At 42.5% G+C, this 25,617-nt stretch carries 17 protein-coding genes; 10 read left to right on the top strand and 7 right to left on the bottom strand.

The window, feature by feature from the left end:
* Positions 1 to 204 precede the first annotated feature (204 nt).
* Both ACFSQ3_RS11290 and ACFSQ3_RS11285 read left to right on the top strand, forming a co-directional pair.
* The gene (locus ACFSQ3_RS11290; RefSeq protein WP_380869656.1) at positions 205 to 3,498 is read left to right on the top strand and encodes a SusC/RagA family TonB-linked outer membrane protein; all 3,294 of its coding nucleotides are present in this window, start codon (positions 205 to 207) and stop codon (positions 3,496 to 3,498) included.
* Between the two features lie 18 nt (positions 3,499 to 3,516).
* Positions 3,517 to 5,091 carry a RagB/SusD family nutrient uptake outer membrane protein gene (locus ACFSQ3_RS11285; protein WP_380869655.1) on the top strand — a complete coding sequence of 525 codons (1,575 nt, stop codon included), beginning with the start codon at positions 3,517 to 3,519 and terminating at the stop codon, positions 5,089 to 5,091.
* A 74-nt stretch (positions 5,092 to 5,165) separates the two neighbouring features.
* On the opposite strand, the gene ACFSQ3_RS11280 is transcribed toward ACFSQ3_RS11285, so the two are convergent.
* Positions 5,166 to 5,882, bottom strand: a complete 717-nt coding sequence (locus tag ACFSQ3_RS11280; protein ID WP_380869654.1) for a hypothetical protein — start codon at positions 5,880 to 5,882, stop codon at positions 5,166 to 5,168.
* Positions 5,883 to 6,491: 609 nt separating this feature from the next.
* Between ACFSQ3_RS11280 and pnuC the strand changes: the two genes are divergently transcribed.
* Together pnuC and ACFSQ3_RS11270 are read left to right on the top strand one after the other, a co-directional pair.
* On the top strand, positions 6,492 to 7,112 hold the full coding sequence (gene pnuC / locus ACFSQ3_RS11275; RefSeq protein ID WP_380869653.1) for a nicotinamide riboside transporter PnuC: 621 nt from the start codon (positions 6,492 to 6,494) through the stop codon (positions 7,110 to 7,112).
* A complete protein-coding gene (locus tag ACFSQ3_RS11270) occupies positions 7,105 to 8,169 on the top strand; it encodes an acyl-CoA dehydrogenase (RefSeq protein WP_380869652.1) in 1,065 nt (354 codons plus the stop codon). The genes pnuC and ACFSQ3_RS11270 overlap by 8 nt, the downstream gene beginning before the upstream one ends.
* Before the next feature lie 293 nt (positions 8,170 to 8,462).
* On the opposite strand, the gene ACFSQ3_RS11265 is transcribed toward ACFSQ3_RS11270, so the two are convergent.
* Both ACFSQ3_RS11265 and ACFSQ3_RS11260 read right to left on the bottom strand, forming a co-directional pair.
* The gene (locus ACFSQ3_RS11265) at positions 8,463 to 9,125 is read right to left on the bottom strand and encodes a hypothetical protein (protein WP_380869651.1); all 663 of its coding nucleotides are present in this window, start codon (positions 9,123 to 9,125) and stop codon (positions 8,463 to 8,465) included.
* A gap of 91 nt (positions 9,126 to 9,216) precedes the next feature.
* Positions 9,217 to 9,828 carry a WbqC family protein gene (locus ACFSQ3_RS11260; protein ID WP_380869650.1) on the bottom strand — a complete coding sequence of 204 codons (612 nt, stop codon included), beginning with the start codon at positions 9,826 to 9,828 and terminating at the stop codon, positions 9,217 to 9,219.
* Positions 9,829 to 9,909: 81 nt separating this feature from the next.
* Between ACFSQ3_RS11260 and ACFSQ3_RS11255 the strand changes: the two genes are divergently transcribed.
* From ACFSQ3_RS11255 to galK, 6 genes are all read left to right on the top strand, one after another.
* Entirely contained in the window at positions 9,910 to 10,776 is an 867-nt protein-coding gene (locus tag ACFSQ3_RS11255; protein WP_380869649.1) for a lysophospholipid acyltransferase family protein, read from the top strand.
* Positions 10,777 to 11,811 carry a glycosyltransferase family 2 protein gene (locus ACFSQ3_RS11250; protein WP_380869648.1) on the top strand — a complete coding sequence of 345 codons (1,035 nt, stop codon included), beginning with the start codon at positions 10,777 to 10,779 and terminating at the stop codon, positions 11,809 to 11,811. It abuts the gene before it with no gap.
* A 39-nt stretch (positions 11,812 to 11,850) separates the two neighbouring features.
* A complete protein-coding gene (ligA, locus tag ACFSQ3_RS11245) occupies positions 11,851 to 13,863 on the top strand; it encodes an NAD-dependent DNA ligase LigA (protein ID WP_380869647.1) in 2,013 nt (670 codons plus the stop codon).
* Between the two features lie 19 nt (positions 13,864 to 13,882).
* Positions 13,883 to 14,764: a 4-hydroxy-tetrahydrodipicolinate synthase gene (dapA, locus tag ACFSQ3_RS11240; protein WP_380869646.1), complete on the top strand. Its 882-nt coding sequence runs from the start codon at positions 13,883 to 13,885 to the stop codon at positions 14,762 to 14,764.
* 147 nt (positions 14,765 to 14,911) lie between these two features.
* Positions 14,912 to 15,952 (top strand): UDP-glucose--hexose-1-phosphate uridylyltransferase, encoded by a 1,041-nt coding sequence (locus tag ACFSQ3_RS11235; RefSeq protein WP_380869645.1) that lies wholly within the window; start codon positions 14,912 to 14,914, stop codon positions 15,950 to 15,952.
* A 2-nt stretch (positions 15,953 to 15,954) separates the two neighbouring features.
* Positions 15,955 to 17,109 carry a galactokinase gene (gene galK / locus ACFSQ3_RS11230; RefSeq protein WP_380869644.1) on the top strand — a complete coding sequence of 385 codons (1,155 nt, stop codon included), beginning with the start codon at positions 15,955 to 15,957 and terminating at the stop codon, positions 17,107 to 17,109.
* A 57-nt stretch (positions 17,110 to 17,166) separates the two neighbouring features.
* Here the strand turns inward: galK and bglX are convergent, their stop codons facing one another.
* The 4 genes from bglX to ACFSQ3_RS11210 are packed head-to-tail and all read right to left on the bottom strand — an operon-like array spanning position 17,167 to position 25,464.
* On the bottom strand, positions 17,167 to 19,449 hold the full coding sequence (bglX, locus tag ACFSQ3_RS11225) for a beta-glucosidase BglX (protein WP_380869643.1): 2,283 nt from the start codon (positions 19,447 to 19,449) through the stop codon (positions 17,167 to 17,169).
* A gap of 20 nt (positions 19,450 to 19,469) precedes the next feature.
* Positions 19,470 to 20,840, bottom strand: a complete 1,371-nt coding sequence (locus tag ACFSQ3_RS11220; protein WP_380869642.1) for a glucoamylase family protein — start codon at positions 20,838 to 20,840, stop codon at positions 19,470 to 19,472.
* An 18-nt stretch (positions 20,841 to 20,858) separates the two neighbouring features.
* On the bottom strand, positions 20,859 to 22,400 hold the full coding sequence (locus ACFSQ3_RS11215) for a RagB/SusD family nutrient uptake outer membrane protein (RefSeq protein WP_380869641.1): 1,542 nt from the start codon (positions 22,398 to 22,400) through the stop codon (positions 20,859 to 20,861).
* A 22-nt stretch (positions 22,401 to 22,422) separates the two neighbouring features.
* Complete coding sequence (locus ACFSQ3_RS11210) at positions 22,423 to 25,464, bottom strand: SusC/RagA family TonB-linked outer membrane protein (RefSeq protein ID WP_380869640.1); 3,042 nt, start codon at positions 25,462 to 25,464, stop codon at positions 22,423 to 22,425.
* Positions 25,465 to 25,617: the final 153 nt, after the last annotated feature.

Here is a 25,617-nt window from a genome sequence, read left to right as displayed (position 1 = left end):
ACCAAACCTCTATATGGCATATTTAAAACACCCAACATAAAAAGTGAAAGCTGCTAGGCAGCTTTCACCAACTGAGAATAAACAAGAATCGGGTCCGCATTTGCCGATGCTGACCTTCATCGAATTGGTATTAAAATTATGGTTTTTTTTCAACACCCGCGTGGTGCTATCGGGAGAAATAAGATTCTCCAAACGCTCATTACTATGAAGCTAATTGTATTATTAACGGTGTTTTTTCACCTGCAAGGTTATGCCGATGTGCTGGCCCAAAAGAAAGTAACGCTGCAACTTAAATCGGCCTCCATTGCTGATGTATTATCGGAGTTAGAATCTAAAACCGATTATCGCTTTGTTTTCGACGAACAAGCGGTTGCAAAGAAAGGTAAAGTAAACGTGAATGTGCGTGAACAGTTGGTTGTAAATGTATTAACGAAGGTACTCGGCGCGAAAGGTTTGACATTTACCCAAATGGAAAATAATCTGATTGTGGTAAACAGTCAGCAACAACAATCCGTTTCCGGTAAAGTTTCTGATCCTGATGGGAATGCCTTAGTTGGTGTGAGCGTTCGCGTGAAAGGTACGAACCGCGGAACGTCGACGGATCAAAGCGGGCAGTATACGCTGGAAGTTGCTTCAGGCGAGACATTGACCTTTTCTTACATCGGTTTCGAACCGGCAGAAGTTGCTTACAACGGACAACAAACGTTGGCAACGACGTTGCAAGTTGTCGCGGAAGGTTTGGACGAAATCGTTGTGGTCGGTTATGGTACGCAACGCAAAGTAAACTTAACGGGTTCGGTTTCCACGGTAAAATCGGAAGATATTAGTCGTCAAACTGTTGGTCAGGCATCGCAAGCGTTGCAAGGTCTTTCTGCCGGATTAACCGTAACAAACGGAAGCGGACAGCCAGGACGTGATCAAGGAACACTGAATATTCGTGGTGTAGGAACGTTGAACGACGCTAGTCCATTGATTTTGGTAGATGGTATTCGCTACGATAATTCCATTAGTCTGGATGATATCGATGCCAATGATATTGAGAACATTTCCGTATTGAAGGATGCGGCTGCAGCTTCTATTTATGGTGTTCGCGCGGCGAACGGCGTTATCTTGGTAACCACAAAAAGAGGCGCGCAAGGCGGAACGCAAGTTAATTACAACAATTATTTTGGATGGCAAGATGCAATTCGTACGCCCGATTTCGTAGGCGCACAACAATTTATGCGTTTGGTAAATCAAATGAATGCCAACGTGGGCAACGGAGCGGTGTATAATCAACAGAGAATTGATGCGTACAATGATCCTAATCGCGACATGAACATGTATCCAGATAATTACTGGGTAGGAGATATCCTAACGGGCTCGGGCTTTCAACAAAAGCACAGCATGTCGTTAGCTGGTGGTAACGAAAAAAACAAATATCGTTTTTCGGCTAACTATTTCGATCAAGATGGTTTGATCAGCAGAATGGACTTCAATCGTCTGACTGTTCGATTGAATACGGATTTCCAGATTTCTGAGAAGTTAAATTTTACGGCAGATATTTCGGGTCGTCTTTCGGGAACGCGTGAGCCGCAATCTTCAGGCGGAAGTGCGGTATCTACAGGTCGTCTTGCCGGTATGCGTCAAGCGCAATCTGCGAGTGGTGCAGCTTGGTTTCAGTTTGGACAAACGGTAAAAATCAATCCGTTGGAAGCAGCGAAAGATGAGTTCGGAAACTGGCGCGCATTGCGTGGCGAACACAACGTTTTGCGTTTGCAAGAAGAGGGTGGACTTTTCTCGGACAACGATCGCTTGTTTACGACTAACTTCCGCTTGAATTATCTCCCTGTCGAAGGTTTGACGTTGAGTGCGATAGCATCGAACAACTTCCAAAATCAATATTTCACTAATCACTCCAAGCAATTCAGTTATGTGAATTCTTCGTCACCGCTAGGACGTGATCAAATCACCAAACACGCGATTGGTTATATCAATCAGAACTATCAAGGTCTTGCCGAATATAGTAAGGTTTTTGGTGATCACGATTTAAAAGTATTGGGAGGTCTTTCTTATTTGGGTCAACGCACGGATGAGTTATTGGGAACGCGTTACGATATGCCGAATAATAACTTGACTGAAATCAACGCAGGTTCTCCAGCAACACAGTTAACGGATGGAACAGCTCGTGAGTACAGCTTAATCTCATTTTTTGGTCGCGTTAACTATGCTTTCCGTGGTAAATATCTGTTGGAAGCCAACTTACGTCGCGATGGCTCTTCGCGTTTTTCTGATGGTCAGCGTTGGGGATGGTTCCCTTCGGCATCTGTGGGATGGCGTATATCTGAGGAAGATTTCATGGCTGACGTCACGTTTTTACAAGATTTGAAAGTACGTGGATCATACGGTCGTTTAGGTAATGATGCAATCGGCAACTATCCGTACCAATCCAACTATTTACTAAGAAGTTATCCTTTGGGTGGTGCCTTGAATCCAGCTACTGGATTGGAGCTTTATCCGAACTCTGGTTTGACTTGGGAAACAACGGATATTGCTAACGTAGGGGTGGATTTTACCTTATTCAATCGTCTGAATGTTACATTGGATGTGTTCGATAAGAAAACAAAGAACATTTTATTGGAGCTACCTATTCCGGGAGCGGTGGGCTTATTGTCCCCTTGGCAAAATGCGGCATCCGTTCGTAACCGTGGATGGGAATTATCATTGAACTACAATCAACCTGTAAACGAAGATTTACGTTTCAATGTAGCGTTTAACTTATCCGATGTTCGCAACGAAATTTTGGATTTAAAAGGTACCGACTTCAATAGCACAGATGGCAATGGTTTAAATGTGGGTAACTATGTCGGTCGTCCGATCGGATCTTATTATGGTTATTTAGTGGATGGAATTTACCAAACGGCGGAGCAAGTAGCGAATTCTACTACGCTTTCCGGTCAAGTTGGTCCTGGTGATTTAATTTACCGTGATTTGAACGGTGATGGCGTGTTCGACAACACGAATGATTTCACCTATTTAGGTAGTAATATTCCTCGTTTCAATTATGGAGTTACGCTTGGGGCAAATTACAAAGGTTTCGATTTCAGTGCTTTCTTCCAAGGTGTCGCTAAAGTCGATATCAATACATTGAATTTGGAACGTGCGCCAATCAATCAGGATGGTAACTTTAGAACTGCTTGGGTAGATGCTTGGTCAGCGGATAACACCGGTTCAAACTATCCGCGCTTAGCGCCTTATCAAACCAATTATCAGCCTTCCGAATTTTGGGTGCAAAGCGGTGCTTATGTGCGTTTGAAAAACGTTACGTTAGGTTATAGGTTGCCAAAAAGTGTGCTAGGAGAACAATCATTCCTTCGTAGCGTACGTTTGTTCGCTGGTGCGCAAAACCTATTTACTTTGACATCATTGCCAAAGGATTTAGATCCAGAATCTCCTAACGATAATCGTTACTATCCGCAAGTTAGAACGGTGTCGTTTGGACTTAACGCTAATTTTTAATCACAGAACCTTAATCACATGATCATAAAAAGAATTACTTACAGCATCGCAGGTTTAGCTCTGTTGATGTCCTGTGAAGATACCCTAGATAGACAACCCTTGGATTCCATTGGAAACACAACCTATTGGAACACTCCTGCGGACGCTGAGCGTACAGTTAACGATATTTATCGTTACTTGGGATCGGACGATCGCTTCTTTATTTCTTGCGCAACGGATGATAGTTTCTCTTGGAGCAATTGGCCGGTGGATATACAATTTGCTGCAAACGGAAGTGCAACACCCGCAAATGGTGTGTTCAATAATTTTTGGAAAAATCTGTACGGACAAATCGCACGTGCAAATGACGTGATGGACAATATTGATCGTGTTCCGAATATGGATGAGGCAACAAAAGCGGAGCTGACGGGTGAAGCACGTTTCTTGAGAGCTTATGCGTATCAGCAATTGACGGGATTGTTCGGAGATGTTGTATTCTACACAACCACACCATCGCCGGAAGAATTCCAAAAAGAGAAAACACCGAAGAGCGAAATCGTAGCTTTCATCCTAAGTGAATTAACGGAAATCGCAGAAAATCTTCCTTTAACTCGTGAAACAGCGGATCAAGGTAGAGCTACGCGCGGTGCAGCTTTAGCACTGAAAGCACGCGTTCAATTGTACAACGAGCAATGGTCGGAAGCTGCGCAAACAGCTCAGGAAGTAATGAATTCGGGAGTTTACACCATCGATAACAATTACTTAAGCCTGTTCAACGGCACGAATAAAAATAGTACGGAAATCATTCTTTCCGCACGTTATCTAGAGAACGTGTACACGAATCCAAACGCAACGTGGATTGGTGCGCCAAGTTTAGCGGGATGGGGACAAATTGTTCCTTTGCGCTCTTTAGTGGACGCGTATGAATGTACGGATGGACAAACAATTGATGTTTCTCCTTTGTACAATCCAGCTACGCCGTTTGTAAATCGTGATCCACGTTTAGCGTTGACCATTGTTACGCCTGGCACGGAAGTAAACGGAGTAACAATTGATGTCACCAAACCGAATTCTCCCGATGCGTTGGGTAAATCAAATGCTTCGTTTTCCGGTTATTACTACAAGAAAGCTGTTCCAAGAAATATTTCTGGAGAATGGGATCGTAGTGCCGGTGCAGATGTAGTTTTGCTTCGCTTCGCAGAGGTATTATTGACCTATGCAGAAGCTAAAATCGAAGCTGGGCAAATTGATGCATCCGTTTACGAAGCCATCAATCGCGTCCGTCAACGTAACGGTGTAAATATGGTTGCAGCAACTGCTGTCACGCACCCAACACAGGCAGATTTACGCGCTTTGGTTCGCCGTGAGCGCCATGTGGAGTTTCCAGTAGAAGACAATCGCTTATTCGATATCCGCCGTTGGCGAATTGCTGAGCAAGTTATGCAAGGTTCCGCGCAAGGGATTTTCAATAATTTCGACAACACGCGAGGCGATTTCAATAATTTCATTACCGTAGAACGCAGATCGTTTAACGCAGGTCGTGATTATCTTTGGCCAATTCCGGCAAACGAATTGGTGCTGAATAAATTGTTAACGCAAAATAACGGCTGGTAAGTAAACATTACCAAATGAAAAGTCCTCCACAGTTCGCTGCGGAGGATTTTTTATTATGCTGATCCCTGATCAGCTTATAAAAATTCCGTTTGTGATGCGGTGTGGTAGAATTTTTTCTCTGTGAAAGAATAAGAGAGGATAAATACCTTTTTGTAACGCAAACCGAACTGATCCGCAAAGTTGAAAACCACTTGATAAAATCCTACATTTTGTTGCGAATCACTTCCATCCTGATCAGCGGATTTACGGCCAGCTTCTTCAATGGATTGATCTAAATCTTCTGCTAATTCCAATTCGAGTTTAGTGTCCGCCTGCCATTTTCCCAATCTCGATTCGTATCCATTCTTGGTAGCCTGAATAAAGTATTCTTCGGATAAACTGTGATTCCAATCGCAGGTAATCGACATATCGAAAGCACTATTTCCAACAATTTTGAAAGGTAAGCGTTTGAATTTAGCTAATTCGCTCGTCCCATTTTGGTGATCGTTTGTCAGTTCGATATTGCCCAAATACTGCGAACGAATATGATAAGCTTGTAACTTGTTTAAGTTAGTTTGCTCGCGTTGTGTAGCAGCCTGTGATTGCAAAACACGATACAAAAGCAGGGCGAAAACCAATAGTAAAATATAAATCGCCCATCCATTGGTGTTCACAAATAATGTGGGATCGATGTTATATTCATCGATCAAAAAGTTTCCGAATGGTTGAGCAAGGCCACAAAACAAAATAGTGAGCAGCACAGCCAATACGATCACGATCGCATTGGAACGGTTTGGGTTGTTTTTTCTCATAATAGGCTAAGTACCTCCCGCAAAATTAGCGTATTAGAAGTTATAAACAAATAGCTATATAGCCATGCTATGAAAGATTTTGATCACGGAACATCAAGTTGTAACATCAAATTGATCATTTTTAAGATTATGTTTCGGCTATAGGTTCGATTAATTAGGTATACTTTGTATATCTTATCCGACTGCAATGCCGCTACTGCTGTTTTCGGCTTTCAAGTTCTTTTTTCATTGATTGGTAAGTGCGCCAATTTGCGATAACAATTGGGAGAAAACATAACGGCAGCACGGTAATAGCTTTGATGTCATTTTCAATTACTTGAAAAAACGAAACACTAGCCATAAGCGATACGGCAACAATGTATAACAAAAGAATTCTTTTTCGATTTCTAAATGCCGTAGATAGCGATTCGTTAGATAGCTCGGTAAATTGCATATTTGAAGTTAATAGGTCTTTGAATATATGAATATTTTACCATTTATGATGGTAAATTCTTTAATTCGATAAGGTTATGGTTAGCCGACACATTTGTTTCCGGTCTATTATCTGAAATTTATACCCACAATCCATCGGTTTTTTGAGATATTTGCGATTACATTGCAAGTTATCGAATGGATTTTCCAACACTTTTTTCTTCCCTAGAACAAGCATTTCAACAAACATCTTGGTTGGAGCGTTTGTCCGTTATATTTGGCGTTGCACAAGTGCTACTTTCCAAGAATAATAAGCTGGCAAATTACCCGGTAGGTATTGCTGGTATTCTGTTCGGAATGGCAGCGTACTTTGGTGCGAAATTGTATGCGGAATTACTCCTCAATGGTTATTACTTGGCGATGAGTGCTTATGGTTGGTGGTATTGGACGTCCAACGCTCAAAAGGAGGAACAGCCAATTACTTCAATGAATAGGAAAGATGCGGTTATTGTAGTTTCCATTGTTGTTGTGGGCTTTTTCATATTGTTCGGTGCGTTATCTCAATTTACAGATTCGGATGTTCCTGTTTGGGATGCTTGGGTGTCCTGCACGGCTTGGGCAGGGATGTGGTTGCTGGCACGACGAAAGGTAGAAAATTGGCTGTTGTTGAATCTAAGCAATCTTTTCGCTATTCCGCTTCTCGTCTACAAAGAGCTATATTTATTTGCTTTGCTTACCACATTTTTATTTGTCATCGCGTTTGTTGGCTTTGCCAAATGGCGACGTATTATGAAATCTCAAACAGCGCATCATGCTTAATCAGGAACAGATTTCACTGATCATAGAAAGTCGAATGGAGGGAGTTCGCATTGGAAAATTACCCGACATCATATTGCACGAGCTGTACGCTCGAAAATGGTTCAATATTTGGGTGCCGAAAATTTATGGTGGATTGGAAATGCCACTGGCTGATGGCTGTCGCTTGTTAGAATCTTTGGCGTATTGGGACGGTGCTTTAGGTTGGACAGTAACGCTGTGTTCAGGCGCGAATATGTTTGCCGGATTTATTGACCCGAAAACAGCTCGATCTGTTTTCGCCAATAGAGAAGTATGTTTTGGTGGGAGCGGTCGCGCTAGCGGACGTGCTGTGCCGATCGATGGTGGATACCGTTTGACAGGACGTTGGTCGTATGCGACCGGCGCTCCGCATTTAAGTCATTTCACCTGTAATGCGGTCGTTGAAACCAATGGTGCAAAAGGCACTGAACTGATCGTAAAATCGTTTTTCGTAGAAAAGGATCAGGTGCTTATCGATCACGATTGGGTAACCTTTGGATTGAAAGCTACGGCAAGTCATAGTTTTGAATTGCAGGATGTTTTTGTTCCGACGACACAAAGTTTTGATTTGACGCCTGAGAAAGCGACGCATGGTTGCAAACTTTTCCAATACCCATTTCAGCAGTTCGCCGAGTTCACACTTTTTGTCAACTATCTAGGTATGTTTAGTCGGTATTGCGATTTAGTTCAAAAGGAATTTTTCCTACGTTCAAAAGATCAAGATTGGGTGGACAGACGCGGTAAATCGTATTTCAAACTGTTGGGTAGGGCTGAACAGTTCGCTGAAGATAGTCGCAAATATATTTATGCAGCGATTGAAAAATCTTGGGATGAACTGCAAAATGGCGAAGCCGATCAGGCGATTTACGAGGAAGTTAGTCGACGGACGCGCGCTGACTTGAGGAGCATGCGTAATTTATTAATGGATTTACATGTCAAGTGTGGGATTAAGGCTGCACAGGAAGAAAGTGAGTTGAACCTCGTTTTTTGCAACTTCTTTACGGCGACTCAGCACGCGTTACTTCAGGATGAAGCATAAAAAAACTTAAACCGCTTGGCTTAAGTATCACTGGATCTCGCCGATCCAAATTAACTTTTAGAAATTTTTTTCTAAAAGCGATTAGTCTTCCATCGGGTTTAAATCATCCCCATCATACAACCATTCATTAACTTGGGAAGCTTGTTCCTGCAATAATTCTTCGTCTTTAATCATGATCTTTTAATTTGTTTTAGCTAAAGATAGCAGCCAGATATTTCAATAATATCACGTTAATGTTATTTTTTTATGAAGTTACGTCAGCTGTCAATGGCTACCTTATTAATTCGATCGATCTAGTCTTTCGGCTTAATAACCTGTACCATGCGATCGCTGAAACTGGTAATATCAGATTTTAGGCCGACCATTACGGTAAGAATGTTTACCGGATTGCCTTGAATTTTACGGAAATTGTGCATGTAGTCGAGCTCTAGTCCGAGATAAAATCCTCGAAATTTATAATCTGATCCTATGCCTATTTTCGCTGCTGGAGAGAAACCATATAGTTTTTCCATGCGTGCGCGCAGGTTACCTAAATCATTAACGCGAGATTCCACATTTAAACAAAAAGCCGGACCGGCATACGCATAAGTATTGAGCCGATTAACCTGTCTGCGAATACCTCCGGCAAGACTCAATGCATAAATGGATGCATGTCCATTTTCAAGCACGCGATTGTAGTTTGGATCATTTTGAAGCTGGTTGTAGCGAAATTGCATCGTAAATAGTGTTGGGATAAGGAAATACCGCGGATTATGCAGAGCAATATCCAATCCCATACTGCCCGTAAATGCTTGCGTAGAAAGTGACTCGCTCGTTTTCCCGATCGGGAAAGCTAATCCCGTTCCCCCAAAATAGTACACCTTGTTATAATGGAGCGTATCTGGCCCACGGTAGCGCATTAATGTAGTGTCGGCCTTGTCTTGACTATAAACTTGCGTAAAAGCAAATAAAGTCATTAATAATATCCCTAATCTGATCATGGGAAATAGATTTATATCCCAATTAACACGAAAATAAAAGATATGGTTTTTCTTCGATGAAGAAATATTATAGAAAAGATTTAGCTTGAGGACCTTGGTTAAATAATAAATCAACAACGCTCAAATCCGGCTGAAAGCCCGTCTTATCTTCGAATACCTGATAATATTCTTTGGGATCGATCAGCAAACTTTCTTTCTTAGGATGAATGGCTGAACGATAATCAACAGACGTGCTAATTTCAGAAGAATAGTTTTCTGTTAAGACAATCTCTCGATTAAGTTTCAGTAGTCGAAGAGCTACTTCCAATTGCTGCACATTGTAGTCCAACAAAAACTCAAACTTTTGCTCGTAAAACCGAGCAAAGTCATCTTCGTAATACTCGAAGTACGCCGAGCTGCGGTAAGCCGTTTGCAAACTCAACCAATGCAGACGTTGCCAATTATGATCGTAATTGATGCGGACATCTTTCATCGGCGAATGCTCTTTTCTACCATGCAAAATCGGAACGATCAAATCTAATGTGCCATTTGCCGTTGCAATGCTGGTGCGCGTGCGGTAAGTTTGCTTTGGAAAATTTTCGTGTTGCTCTATATAAACCGTCGAAGTGCTTTTTTGAATAGCACTGAAATAAGCAATATTTGGGAGATAAAAAGCAGGTAATACAAGTTGTTCTGTCATCACGATAATTATCCTCTTTTAGGATGCAACAAAAGTACCATTATTTTAGGATATTTGTAGCTTATTTGCGAATGCTGTTCAATGAAAGAAAGAATTTTTTCGTTCCTTTTATATACGATTTCACTGCTTCCATTTTGGGTACTCTATCGTATTTCGGACTTTCTCTTTGTGCTGATTTACTACGTTTTTGGCTATCGCAAAAAGGTGGTTATGGAAAATTTGCGGAATTCCTTTCCTGAAAAATCGGCAACTGAACTAAAACAAATTGCAAAGCGGTTCTTTCGCTTTTTCCCAGATATTATCGTGGAAACCATCAAAGGATATAGTGTATCTAGAGGCGAACTGCTGAAACGCGTTGAGATTACTAACCCCGAAGAAATTAATAGACATTTTGAGCAGGGAAGAGGTGTTTTGTGTGTCACTGCGCATTATACCAATTGGGAATTAGGAATACATCGACTTTCTCTGTTGACAGCGCTTCCTCGGTTGATCATTTACAAACCTTTATCCAGTGCTTCTTTCGGCTCTATACTGAACAAAATACGAACGCGATTTGGTGTAACCATGGTGCCTATGAAACAAATACTACGGCATCTTGTTAAGCTCAAAGGAAAACCACATATCAGCGTGTTTGTCGCCGATCAGACCCCCGGCTATCAGGATTCTGATTATTTCACCAATTTTTTAGGTCAAGAAACATTGGTTTTTACGGGAACGGAACGTATTGCGAAGTCAATGGATTTACCGGTCGTATTTTGCACAATCAGGCGTAAAAAACGTCGTGGGTATTATTCTGTCGAATTTGTAACTTTGGTGGAAGATCCAAAAAAATGTGCCGATAAGGAAATTATCGAAAAGCACACAGCATTTACGGAAAAAATCATTCGCGAAGATCCGGCTTACTGGTTGTGGTCGCATCGCAGATGGAAAAGAAAACGAAGATCATAAATGACTACATCTCCCAAAGTAGCGGTCGTCATATTGAATTGGAACGGAAGATATTTTTTAGAGAAATTTCTACCTTCCGTTTTTAATAGTAGCTATTCAAATATAGAATTTGTATTAGGTGATAATGCGTCAACGGACGATTCCGTATCCTTTGTGCAACAATATTACCCGAAGATTCGTGTCGTGCAAAATGCGGAGAATTTAGGTTTTGCGGGCGGATATAACGCGGTTTTGGAGCAAGTGGAGGCGGATTATTTTGTTTTACTTAACTCCGATGTGGAAGTTACTACTGGATGGATAGAGCCGGTAATTGAGATGTTGGAGGAAGAGCAAAATATGGCAGCGGCTCAACCGAAAATTAAATCCTATCATCAGCGAAATAAATTCGAACATGCCGGATCTTCAGGTGGTTATATCGATCGCTTTGGTTATCCGTTTTGTCGCGGGCGCATAGTTAACCATACAGAGGAAGATCACGGACAATACGATAATCCAACCGATATCTTTTGGGCTAGTGGAGCTGCATTGTTTATTCGTTCTTCCGTTTGGCGTTCTTCTGGCGGATTTGATGCTGATTTTTTTGCTCACATGGAAGAGGTGGATTTATGCTGGCGTTTGAAACGCATGGGGCACAGAATCGGTGTATGTCCGCAATCGGTCGTTTATCATGTTGGTGGTGGAACACTAAAAACGAGTAATCCCAGAAAAACATTCTTGAATTTTCGAAACAACCTCATTATGCTACAGAAAAACCTCCTTTTCTGGCCGGCGTGTAGGGTACTATTTGTTCGGATGTGGTTGGATTTTTTTGCGTTGATTTTATCCCTTTTAAAATTCAAGTTCGGTGATGCTTGGGCAATCAGCCGAGCACATCAGAGTTTCTTGTGGAATATTTTTCGCACTGCGCGAAAGCGTCGTAGTTATTTCGGTCCATTTACCCGTAAAGGATGGTATGCGAAATCCGTAATGTGGGCATATTTCGCTAAAGGGGTTCGTAAATTTTCAAAGCTAGAGCGCCGCGGATTCTTACGTTAGAGAAGTCGCAATATTTTCGTATTTTCGTCGTCTATGCCAATGGATGTTCAACAAAAGATCGCGGAATTAACTGCCGAGCTCAACGAATACAATTACCAATACTATGTTTTGGCTAATTCGGAGATTTCCGATTTTGATTTCGATCAAAAATTAGCCGAGCTGGCCGCATTGGAACAAGCAAATCCAAAATATATAGATCCAAATTCGCCCACGCAAAAAATTGGTGGCGATATCACCAATAGATTTGATACTGTGCAACACCGTTGGCCAATGCTTTCTTTGGGCAATACTTACAACGAACAGGAATTGAAGGATTTCGATGCGCGCGTTCGTAAGGCAGTTGGTGATGATGTTTCCTATGTTTGTGAACTAAAGTTTGATGGTCTGTCTATCGCATTGACATACGAAAAAGGACTCCTTAAGCGAGCAGTGACACGGGGGGACGGACTAAAAGGGGATGATGTTACGGAAAATGTAAGAACAATTCGCCGCGTTCCACATCGATTAAAAGTAGGCGATTATCCCGAATCTTTCGAGATTCGTGGCGAAATTCTGATGCACAAATCGGCATTTTCACGTCTAAACAAGCAGCGTGAAGAGCAAGGCGAAATGACTTACGCAAATCCTAGAAATTTCGCATCGGGAACGATCAAGCTTCAAGATCCAAAGGAAGTGGCCAAACGACCGCTCGATTGTTTCTTGTACTTTTTATATGCTGAAAACAGAAATCGAATCTTTAAAACGCATTGGGATAGTCTACAAGCTTGTGAGGCCTGGGGCTTTCATGTTGCGGAGCATTCCAAATTATGTACTTCCATAGAGGATGTGCTTAGCTTTATTCATCATTGGGATAAAGAACGGCATAATCTGACATACGATATCGATGGAATCGTCATTAAGGTCAACGATTATGCTTTGCAAGAGGAACTGGGTTTTACGGCAAAATCGCCGCGTTGGGCCATTTCTTACAAATATCAAGCGGAGCGCGCAGAAAGTATATTACAGCGCGTAACCTATCAAGTCGGAAGAACTGGTGCAGTCACCCCGGTAGCAAATTTAAAGCCGGTGCTTTTGGCAGGAACGACCGTAAAACGTGCTTCGTTGCACAATGCCAACGAGATCGAAAGGCTTGATTTGCATGAAGCGGATACAGTTTTTGTCGAAAAGGGTGGAGAAATCATTCCCAAAGTGATTGGCGTAAATCTAGATAAGCGATTACCAAATGCTATAGCGATAGAATATCCAAAGCAATGTCCTGAATGTGGAACAGAGCTTGTCCGTCAGGATGGTGAAGCGGTGCATTATTGTCCGAATCATGCAAGCTGCCGTCCACAGATTGTTGGTGGTATCCAGCATTTTATTGGTCGGAAAGCAATGGATGTGCAAGGTTTGGGTGATGAAACTATCGAAGCACTTCATGCAAAAAATTTAGTTAGGAAGATTTCGGATTTATACAGGTTGTCCGAACATGCGGACGCATTGTTGAGCATGGATCGGTTTGGTAAGAAATCGGTAGATAACATGCTACAGGGCATTTCTGATTCTAGAAGAAAGCCCTTTGAAAAGGTTTTGTTTGCGCTAGGAATTCGTCATGTTGGTGAAACGGTTGCAAAGAAGCTAGCCCAGCATTTTAAAACCATCGAACGGCTTACAGAAGCAAGTATTGAGGAAATTGAGGCGGTGGCCGATATTGGTAATCGGATTGCAGAAAGTGTGTATTTCTATTTGCATACAGAAGAAAATGCGGAGGAAATACAACGTTTGAAACATGCAGGTTTACAATTTGAAATAGAAGAAAAGGAAGTTGTGCTTGCTGGAGATAATCTATCTGGAAAAACATTTTTGATCTCGGGCGTTTTTGAAGGACATAGCCGCGAAGAACTGACCCAAATGATTGAATCGCACGGCGGACGAATGCTCAGCAGCATTTCTGCAAAGCTTGATTATTTGGTAGCAGGCGAGAAGATGGGCCCGGCGAAATTGGCAAAGGCCGAGAAGCTAAAAGTGCCGATCATTACCGATCAAGACTTGTTTCAACTTATAAATAATTAAATACAGGATATATTTTACAATGAAAGAATTACACGGAGCGGGTGTGGCGTTAGTAACTCCATTTCAACAAGATGGATCAATTGATTTCGAAGCATTATCGAAATTGATTGATTTTCAGATTGATGGTGGTATGGATTATCTGGTTTCTCTAGGAACAACTGGTGAAGTGGCCACTTTGTCCAAAGAAGAGAAATTGGCTGTTTGGAAATTTACTGCAGAAAAGGTGGCTGGTCGTGTTCCATTGGTTGCCGGAATCGGTGGCAACAATACATCTCAAGTCGTAGAGGATATTGCTGCGTTTGATGTTGCAGGTTATTGTGCCATCCTATCAGTTTCTCCTTATTACAGCAAACCGACGCAAACCGGTATTTATGCACACTACAAAGCAATTGCCGAAGTAAGCAAGTTGCCAATCATTCTTTATAATGTGCCATCGAGAACGGGAAGTAGCATATCGCCTGCAACCACGATTCAATTGGCGAAGGATTTCGATAATATTGTGGCAACGAAAGAGGCATCTGGCAACTTTGCGCAATTCAATGAAATTATGCGCGATAAACCGGAAGATTTTCTGTTGATATCCGGTGATGATCCGATCACATTGCCTATGATGAGCATTGGAGCCGTAGGGTTGATTTCAGTGGTAGCGAATGCTTATCCAGCAGAAACTGCTTCATTGGTGCATTTATGCGCCGAAGGAAATTATGCAGAAGCTCGTCCAATTCATGAAAAATTGTTGCGATCAATCGATTTATGCTTCGCAGAAGCAAATCCATGTGGCGTTAAATACATGTTGCAAGAATTGGGAATTGGAAGCGATGTGGTACGTTTGCCATTAGTGCCAGTGAGCGAAAACGTACAAAATCTGATAAAAAGGGAAATGGTTGACTTAGCCAATTAACGGTTAATTCAGGTTCTTTTCCGGTTTCTAATAGACTAGCTAGGGATAAAAATTTAAAAGTGTTAAATCAACACTTTTAAATTTTTATCCCTATATTCGTTTAATCAATTGTGATATTAAATCGAATGCTAACCATTTAGATGATATATGCTAAATTTTTCAGACCACCCGCATACGCGTGTTAATATATTGACCGGCGAACGTGTGTTGGTATCGCCGCACCGAAGTAAACGACCTTGGCAAGGTCAGGTTGAAGATCTGGTTGTGGATCAACGTCCCGCTTACGATCCAAAATGTTATTTGTGTCCGGGCAATGAACGTGCTGATGGAACTATAAACCCCGATTATAAAGACAGCTTTGTGTTTGTTAATGATTTTTCCGCTTTGCTCAAGGACACACCGGATGAGCAATATAATGATGAAAATCTGTTGCTTGCCGAAAGTGAACGCGGCATTTGTAAGGTAATTGCTTTTACGCCACGTCACGATTTAACCTTGCCGGAAATGGAGCAGCCAGCTATCAAAGCGGTTGTTGATCTTTGGCAAAAGGAATTTGTAGAATTAGCGGCGGTGGATTGGATAGCGTATATCCAAATTTTCGAAAACAAAGGTGCGATTATGGGATGCAGCAATCCGCATCCGCACGGCCAGATTTGGGCACAACGTCATCTTCCGGTGGAGATTCAAAAGGAATCGGTGCAACAAAGCCAGTATTTTGAGAAACACGGAAAATCCTTGCTAAGCGCTTATTTAGAGCTGGAGTTAAAGAAACAAGAGCGAATTTTAATTGATAGCGATCATTTCGTAGCGCTCGTTCCTTTTTGGGCAGCATGGCCATACGAAACCATGATAATTAGCAAGCGCCACGTTACCACCATCGAGTCATTTACGGAGGCAGAGAAGGAAGATTTGGCCAAAACGTTGCAAGAATTAACGATTCGTTATGATAACTTATTTTCCACTTCATTCCCATATTCGGCAGGAATGCACCAAGCGCCTGTCAATAGCGGAGATCAATCGTTTTGGCATTGGCACATGCACTTTTATCCACCATTGTTGCGTTCGGCAACAGTTAAGAAATTTATGGTGGGCTATGAAATGATGGCGAATCCACAACGCGATATCACCCCAGAATTTGCGGCTGATATGCTCAAACAACAATCGACTATACACTATAAAAACAAATAGGGATGGCGAAAGACATCAAATTGAAAGAACGATATCAAGAAATTTTTGGTCAAGCGCCGGATATTTCTGCAAAATCTCCTGGCCGAATCAATATCATCGGAGAACATACGGATTATAATGAAGGTTTTGTGTTGCCAACAGCTATTGACAAAGCGATTTACGTGGCTTTAGGTAAACGAGCTGACGATAAATTGGTCCTGTATGCGGAGGATTTTCAAAGCCAATTTGAAACGACTTTGGATGACGTAAAACCGACGGATCAAGGTTGGCCGAACTATATTTTAGGTGTGGTTGATCAGATTCAAAAGTTAAACCTAGAATTGGGCGGATTTAATTTGTATGTGGATGGCGATGTGCCACTTGGTGCCGGCTTGTCATCTTCTGCTGCTTTGGAATGCGCCACAGGATTTGCTTTGAATGAATTATTTCAATTGCAGTTGAGCAGACAGGAAATCGCTAAAATCGGGCAGATGGCAGAGCATACCTTTGCTGGCGTAAAATGTGGTATTATGGATCAGTTTGCTTCTGTGTTAAGCAAGCAAGATTTCGTGATCAAATTAGATTGTCGTTCTCTAGATTACGAACATGTGCCTTTGGTATTGGGCGATTATGAGCTTTTCCTTTTGAATACGAATGTGAAACACTCTTTAGCATCTTCGGCATACAACGATCGCCGTGCTTCTTGTGAACAAGGTGTTGCTTGGCTGCAGGAAGTCTATCCCGATGTGTTGAGCCTGCGTGATGCAACGGTCGAACAACTGACCGAAGTTGTCCAGCCGAAAAATGAAGATGTATTCGTGAAATGCAAATTCGTGGTGGAGGAAAATGAGCGCGTGGAATTGGCTTGTGAGGCATTGAAGTCGGGCGATGTGGAAGAATTGGGCAATCAGCTTTTTACTGCACATGATGCGATCAGTAAAGAATATGAAGTAAGCTGTGCCGAGCTGGACTTTCTAGTGAATTATATGAAGGCACAGCCGGAAGTAGTAGGAGCGAGGATGATGGGCGGTGGTTTCGGTGGTTGCACGGTAAACATCGCGAAGAAAGGTCATGCGGAACGGATTGCTGATGAAGTTGCTCCCTTGTATAAAGAAAAATTTGGTTTGGATTTAGAACCGATCTTCGTCGCCGCTTCCGGAGGTTCAAGTTTGTTGTAACTTATTTTATTTGATAAAACGAAAGCGGGCGATCATTTGATCACCCGCTTTCGTTTGTTATTTTTCTAAAGTAAACTTTAGCGATTGTGTATCTCTGGAATTCGAACCAACAAATAATTCGAACTCTCCTTCTTCAGCGATCCATTCCAAATTATTGTTGAAGAATTTTAGATCTTCTTCCGTTATCTCGAAAGCGATTGTTTTAGTTTCTCCTTTTTTGATAAGGACTTTTTCGAACTTCTTCAATTCTTTGACTGGTCGAGTAATAGAACCTACCAAATCACGAATATACAGCTGCACCACTTCTTCTCCATCCCAATTTCCATTATTGCTCACTTGTACTTCCACGTTTAGCTTTTCGCCAAATTTCATGGATGTAGCCGAGGCGGTTGGTTGTGCGTAATCGAATTTCGTATAACTTAAACCATATCCGAACGGATATAACGGATCATTATCTACGTCTAAATAGTTCGAACGAAACTTTTCAAACCATTGACCTTTAGGCAATGGACGTCCAGTATTTTTGTGTGCGTAATAAAGCGGCAATTGCCCGACATGTTTTGGAAAACTTGCAGGTAACTTCCCAGACGGATTGACATCTCCGAAAAGGACATCAGCTACCGCTTTACCTGTTTCCGAACCACCAAACCAAACATTAAGAATAGCTGGAACAGTTTCACTTTCTTCTGCGATTGTCATCGGTCTTCCTGCAAAAAGAACCAAAACTACTGGTTTTCCAGTTGCCACCAATTCTTTCAACAATCGTTGCTGAACGGCTGGAATGCCGATATCAACGCGGCTGGAACTTTCACCCGACATTTCCGAAGCTTCACCCAATGCAGCTACGATAACGTCGGCATCTTTTGCTGCCTCTATAGCTTCCGCAATGATCGTTTTTTCGTCGCGCTCATCGCGAGGAATAGTTCTGCCGAACATTGTTGCACGTTCTTGATAAGCTGCATCCTCCAACAGATTTGAACCGATGTGGGTAATAATTTCTACGTTATTTCCTAACGATTCGCGCATACCTTCCACTAGGGATGGTGTATTTGCATGATCTGCGCTCACGCTCCAAGTTCCCGGCATATTGCTTCCCGTGTTTGCCAAAGGCCCGATTACCGCCACTTTCCCTTGTTTTTTTAACGGAAGGGTTTGGTTTTCGTTTTTCAATAGCACAAATGATTTCGTTGCTGCTTCACGCGCTTTTTTCAAATGTTCGGCGATGTAAATGTCAGTCTTAGCGCGCTCGCTATCTGTGTTTTTGAAAGGATTATCAAATAGACCCAGTTTGTATTTCGCTTCAAGTACGGCACGACAAGCGGCGTCAATTCTTTCTTGTGTTACTTTTCCTTCTTTCAGTGATTGCTCTAAGGTCGTCAAGAAGCCTTCACCGACCATATCCATATCCATTCCGGCATTCAAGGAAAGTTGAGAAACCTGTTTCAAATCACCCAAACCATGATCTACCAATTCGTTGATGCCGGTATAATCGGAAACGACTAAACCACCAAATCCCCAATCTTTACGCAACACATCCGTCAATAGCCATTTATTAGCACTTGCTGGAACGCCGTTGATATCGTTGAACGAAACCATTACCGAACCAACCCCTGCATCGATCGCCGCTTTGTAAGGCGGGAAATATTCGTTGTACATACGATGCAAGCTCATATCTGTGGTGTTGTAATCGCGTCCGCTCTCCGCGGCGCCATACAATGCAAAGTGTTTCACGCAAGCTAACATCGCATCTTTTGCACGCAAATCATTCGATTGCAATCCGCGAACCATCGCAGCAGCGATTAGGCCTCCCAAATACGGGTCTTCGCCGCTACCTTCCGAAATCCGTCCCCAACGAGCATCGCGGCTGATATCTACCATGGGCGAAAATGCCCATTGAATACCGTCTGCCGTTGCTTCTTTGGCTGCGATGCGAGCAGTTTGTTCGATCAAATTTAAATCCCAAGATGCTGCTAAGCCTAAAGGAATGGGAAATGTTGTTCGATAACCGTGAATCACGTCCATCCCGAAGATAATCGGAATCTTTAATCGCGATTGCTTCATGGCAATTTCCTGCGCACGACGTGTTTTTTCGGGTGTACTTAAACTAAATATTCCGCCTATTTTTCCTTCAGCAATTTTCTTTTCTACACCTGTTGAAACAACAGATCCTGTTACGGCCTCTCCAGCCGTCACTAAGTTCAACTGCCCAATTTTTTCCTGTAAAGTCATCTTGGACATTAGCTCATCCAAGAATTTATTCATTTTTGTATCATCTTGTTGTGCTTGCCCTAGAAACGGAAGGACGATTGCAAAAAGCATGATTTTCATTGATTTCTTCATAGCAAATTTGAATACGTTATTTAACGAATGCGAGGGGACGAAAATCCTAATTTCTTTAAGCCAGTTTGAATTTCTGGCGCGCCCATAAATAGGTTCCATAACAATCCGCTGCGGTAATTTTCGATCATTACGACGATTGGTCCTTGATCAATCGCTAAATAATGTTGTGGAAACCAATCTTCCGTTTCGCTGTAAGCATCATAAAATCCATATTTTCCCCAAACCTTATCGCCCAAAGAATCTTTCAGATAATGTGCGAAAGCTTTACTTTCATTTGGCGTATAAGGCATAGAAGAAAGCGCAGCCGTCGGGCTGATTACGCCGTGATCGTTGTCCGGATGGTGCGCATCGTAACCTTTTAAGGAATAGCTAGCCGTTAATCCCCAACCTTTATCCGCACCGTAACCTTTATAATTTTTTGGATTTTCTTCCGCATACGCAATATTGATCTTTGCATGATTGCTCACTACGTCCCAATAATTGGCATAACGATCTTGCAAACCAGTCGGATCGAGCCCTAAATAGGAGTAATGCGCCCAAAATAAAGGACCAATTTCTCCGGGACGAGCATTGTGCTTGATGCTTAATGGAATATTTAATTTTTCATCCGTCGAACGTATTTCGCCAGTGCGCGCCCAACCTTCGTGGTAAACCGCTGTGTCGATTGGATGGGTTGGGGAAGATGCTGCCAAGATGTAAGTAATCAATCCTTCGTCGTATCCGCGAACAGGGTGATTCATTCCGAAATCCACGGTGGGACTCCAATGCCAATAGATCACATTTTGTCCGTTAGTATAATGATTCCAATCGATTTCTTTCCACAATGCATCGGCACTCGCTGCAACGGCTTGTTCTTCTTTCGATCCATTCTTAAGGTATTCGCGAACCATAATCAAAGCTTCCGCCATAAAAGCAGTTTCAACGATATCGCCACCGTTGTCTTTCTCGCTAAACGCTTGTACCTTTTTGGTGTCGCCATGATACCAATGTGCCCAAGCACCTTTAAATCGATCAATATCGCCAAGATAGTCCATCACATGAGCCAAGCGTTTCACGCCTTCTTCTTTGGTGATAAATCCGCGCTCCATTCCTGTGATGATAGCCATTAATCCGAAGCCACTTCCGCCGGTTGTGACCACGTTTTGATCATTTTTCGGATAAATACCATCCAAGTGGATTCTTTCGCGTGCCATTCCCGAGGTCGGCTCCGCGCCATCCCAAAAATATTGAAAAGTGTTTCGCTGGATTTCCGTTAGTAGGGAATCTTCCTTACTTGTTGAGTCTTGCTGATTTTGAGGATCAGTATTGCTATCGCTATTTTGTTGGCAGGCGGTGCCCATTAAGGCGCCGACTGCCAACAGCGAAAGCGTAACTGTTTTTAGCTTTAGCATATATCTGTCTGTGTTTTACTATTTCTGTTCGATGTTCTGTAATTGAGGTAACAAATTTTGTTGCTCTAAAGGATAAGGGTAGAAACGTCCCGTTGCGGGATAGCGACGACCTCCGTAATTCAATTCATCCGTTTTATCGTGACGGAGTAAATCGTAAAAACGCACGCCCCACTCCGAACCAAACTCTGCCATTTTCTCGTCCAACACATTTTCTAGCGTAACGCCCGAAACATCGGATAATTTTGCACGGCGACGTACTAAATTAACTGCTTCATCTGCGCTCAGTACCGAACTAGAAGCTCCGCTTACCAAAGCTTCCGCATGCATCAACAAGATTTCTGCGTAGCGAATCACAATCATGTTCTTATTTTCACCGTACGCTGTACGACCTTGGGTTAACTGGGTTGACGGCAAATAGTGTTTTCCGCTTAGGAACAAGTAACGTGGATGATTATTAAACACATCGCCTTCACGTGTTGCATTTTTTACAAATTCCGGCAAGGTTGCATAGTTTGGATCATTTTGCAATGCTGCGATACCACGAGGGGTAAACAATACGGTCGTTTCCAAACGCTCGGTTTCGCCGCGGTCAAGCATAAACTTGATGTACTTTTGGCTCGGCTCGTAGAAACCCCAACCTTGACTTGCGCCGTTTCTCGCAGGCGTCCAACTGCCCGGTCCGTAGAAATCCCAAGGGAAACGATAAGAAGTTCCGGTAGCTGTTCCCAGATCGGAGTATTGATATTCTAATAGATTTTCATTGTTCAGTTTCCCCGGAATTTTGAATAATTGATAGTAATCCGCTGAAAGACTGAATAATCCGCTACTGATAATTTGTCCGGTAGCTTCTGCTACAGCAGGATAATTTTTCGCTTCCAAATTGACCATCGCTTTTACCGCTAGCGCTGTTTGTTTAGTCACACCTCCACGGATATCGGTTCGTTGGTTAGGGCGACCGTCTGGCAACGCCGGAATTGCTTCATCCATCAGATCAGAAACATATTCCATCACGCCGGCGAATTCGGTTGGTTCAGCAGTGAATAAGTCTGAAGGTGCTGATGTTGTAGGTATAACTAATGTACCCCACATACGCGCCAACTGAAGCAACTCAAAACCTTGCATCACCTTGATCTCTGCAATATATTGTTGAGCAGTAGCCTCTGGCGCGCCGGCTTCTTGGTACTTTTGGATTTCTTCTATCGCACCCTGCCAATTGATAATGTCGGTGTATAAGTTTAACCAGGTGGAGTTCAACATCCAAAAGTTACGGTCGTAACGGAAGCTATCTACGTTAGCCAATAATGGTTGGTCGCCCAAACCACCCACATCAATATCATCTCCACGAATTCCAAGCAATGGAACTGTTTCCCACTCCATTGCATATAGTTGATTGTAGGCACCGCGTGTAAGTAAAATCATATCACTACTCTGTGTATAATCCACTTCATCCGCAGGACGTTCGTTTTCCAAAGGTTCATCCAGCATTTTAGAGCAAGATGTAGCCATAATCGCTGCAAAAAAAGTGAGCGCGACATAGGATATATATGGTATTCTTTTCATGTTTATCTTTTATAAAGGTTGCTTATAATTTGATCATAAGGCCAAGCGTATATACAGCAGGGATCGGATAAATTTCACGATCGATTCCGTCAGCAACTTCTGGATTAAATCCGTTGTACTTAAAAATAGTAAGTGGTCTTTCCGCTGTGAATGTCACGCGCGTTTCTGGAAGTTTGGATTCACGACCGAAAAACGAGTAGGATAGACGTACATTTTGTAAACGGAAGTAAGAGCCACTCTCAATGAAGTAACTGCTCATGTTTTGATTCCAAGCTCTGCGTAAACCAGAAGCCGATGGGTATTTGTTGGAAGTACCTTCACCACGCCACATATTTTCTGCTAAATCCGCATCGATGTTCGTATCATTGGTGAAAATCATCTCACCGCGTTTACGATTTAGGATACTAAACCCAGATTGTCCTTGGAATAAAGCGGAGAAGTCTAAACGCTTGTAGGTAAATCCAATATTTCCTCCCCAAGTAAATGAAGGTAAGTAAGAACCTAAGAAAGCACGATCCTGATCATTAATCACACCATCTCCGTTTTGATCTTTGAAAATTAGATCGCCTGGACGGATACCATTGGCTTGGATAAATTCGGCGGTATAACCACTGTTCAATATCTGCTCTTGATTTTGGAAAACGCCAGTCGTTTCATAACCGAAGAAAGATTGGTACGGTTGTCCTACCATAGAACGCTGACGAAACTCTGCCTGACCTGCGTCTAAAAACGGTGCATCGCCAATGCTCCGAACAGTGTTATTTAATGTCGCGATGTTACCCCCAATGTTGTAAGAGAAATCTTCGCTGATGTTATCCTGCCAATTCAAATTCATTTCAAAGCCGCGATTACGGAATTCTCCAGCACTTCGACGCTCTGTACCTCTGATTCCAGGAGGAATGATTGAAATTGCTAAATTACGTGTATCGCGAATGAAATAATCTGCATTTAAGGATAATCGATTGTCTAAGAACTGCGCATCTAAACCTACGTTGGTTTCAACTGTGGTTTCCCAGTTTGTAATTAGATCGAAAAGCGGGTTGAGTGCAGCACCTACCGAACGGCCATCGCCGATAGCGCCATTGTTTGGCACATAGCTCGGGCGACCCAATGCCGGACGGATATTATCATTTCCTAGTTGTCCCCAACCTCCACGAATTTTCAAGAAATTTACACTCGGAACGTTAAAGAACTCTTCCTGTGATATCACCCAACCCGCACCGATTGTCGCAAAATGTCCCCATTTTTTTTGGAATTTATTGTTTCCATCACTACGTAGCGTACCATACAAAAGGTATTTACCATCGTAGTTATAGGCAGCTCTACCGAAGAAAGAAAGAAACTTTAAATTAGCGTTGATGGTATTATCGTCGTTCGCATCACCGATTTGATTGAGGTCAAAATTTGTTGCGCGGGATAGGTACCAAAATTCTTCCGCTGCACGAGTAGGCGATGGGTTGATAGCTGTTCCTCTTGCGTAAAGTAATTCGCTGTATTCGCTGCGGAATGATTGACCTAAAACGGCATTTAAATTATGTTTTCCAAATTGGTCATCATACGTCAAGAAGTTATCCCAAACCTGATCATAACTGGCCGTGTTTTCTCTACGAATAGCAGAAGGAACTTGCGTAACACCATCGTGGTAATCTTGATCAACACGTCGAGCATTCACAAATGCCAAACTGTAGTTATACTGCGTGCGGAACTTCAATTTATTTTCGATGATCTGAGCTTCCATGTTGAAGTTACCCAACACCTTTGCGATATTGTTTCGCGTATCTACATAATTTAATGGGTAAAATGGATTTTGAACTCCTCTATAGCCCAGCGATTGTGCATTTGCTAAGCCCAAAGGCCGTGCATTGGTATTTTGTGGATCATAAATTGGTAACGTCGGCACGGCGAAATAAGAGCGAAACCAAGCGGTGTTTTCTCCTACGTGTTGTCGTGCAGTACTCACATTAAAGTTTCCGCCAACCGTCAACCAATCTCTAACGCGGCTATCGACCTTCGTCCGAAAATTTAAGCGCGTGAAATCGTTGCGCTGATCGTTCAACAAACCTTCCTGATTGAAATAACTTCCGCCGATTGCATAGCGCGTTTTTTCGCTACCGCCGCTGAAAGATAAATTGTGGTTTTGGATAGGAGCAGGCGACATCACTTCGTTGTACCAGTTCGTATTCACATTTGGTAGAGCCGAATTGTTTGGATTCGCGCCGAAGCGATCAATCGCATTTTGAATAAAAGCGATATCTGCGGTGCTACCTGTTTCATTGATGTATCTAACGAATTGCTCCGTATTAGCCATTTGTAATACGTTTTGCGGATTCTGAATACCCCAATAACCGTCATACACAATTTCAGCATCTTTATTGTATGCACCGGACTTTGTTTCGATGATCACCACTCCATTTGCTGCACGTACACCATAAATTGCTGATGCAGATGCGTCTTTCAGGACGTTGATTGTTTCAATATCATTGGGGTTTAGGAAATCGATGTTATCGAAAAACATGTTGTCAACTACATATAACGGAGCGGATGCACCTTCTGCAGAAGAAACGCCACGAAGACGAACCGTTGGCGACGCACCGGGAGCACCATTACTGGTTATTTGCAAGCCGGGTACGCGTCCTTGAAGCGCTTGCATAGGTTGCGCCGCTGGAGTCTTAGTGATGTCATCACTCTTAATAGTCGCAACTGCCGTGGTTAAGTTGCGTTGGCGTTGCGTACCGTAACCAACAACAACAATTTCTTCTAGATCTCGGTTACCATCTTCCAATAACACGTTGAGAACGGTGTCTCCAGTTGCCACTGTGATCGTTTTAGTTTCATAACCTAGAAAGGAAAAAGACAGGGCATCGCCAGCTGTGGCTTCGATGCTAAATCGTCCAGCATCATCTGTTTGTGATGCTGTAGTTTTACCGGCGATACGAATGGTAGCTCCGGGAATACTCATTTGCGATTGGCTGTCTTTTACTGTTCCACGAATCGTGGAGTTTTGTCCATATACCAGCAAGCTGCTGTATAGGAACAACAAGGCGAGTAAAAGTGACTTCCTCATAAAGTAAAAATGTAGTTTGATAAAAGATTTAATTTATAATTTGGCTGTGTTGTTTAATGTCCGATCATCATATTGTAGCCGAGGACAAAACAAATATCAGCATATAAGGTTTGCCAATCGATTATTCGACTAGCACATCAATACTACTAGGAG

It is taken from the genome of Sphingobacterium corticis (genome assembly GCF_042684745.1).
Lineage (GTDB): Bacteria > Bacteroidota > Bacteroidia > Sphingobacteriales > Sphingobacteriaceae > Sphingobacterium > Sphingobacterium corticis.
Note: the sequence above shows the minus strand (reverse complement) of the source record. Positions and strands in the feature narration are given on the sequence as shown.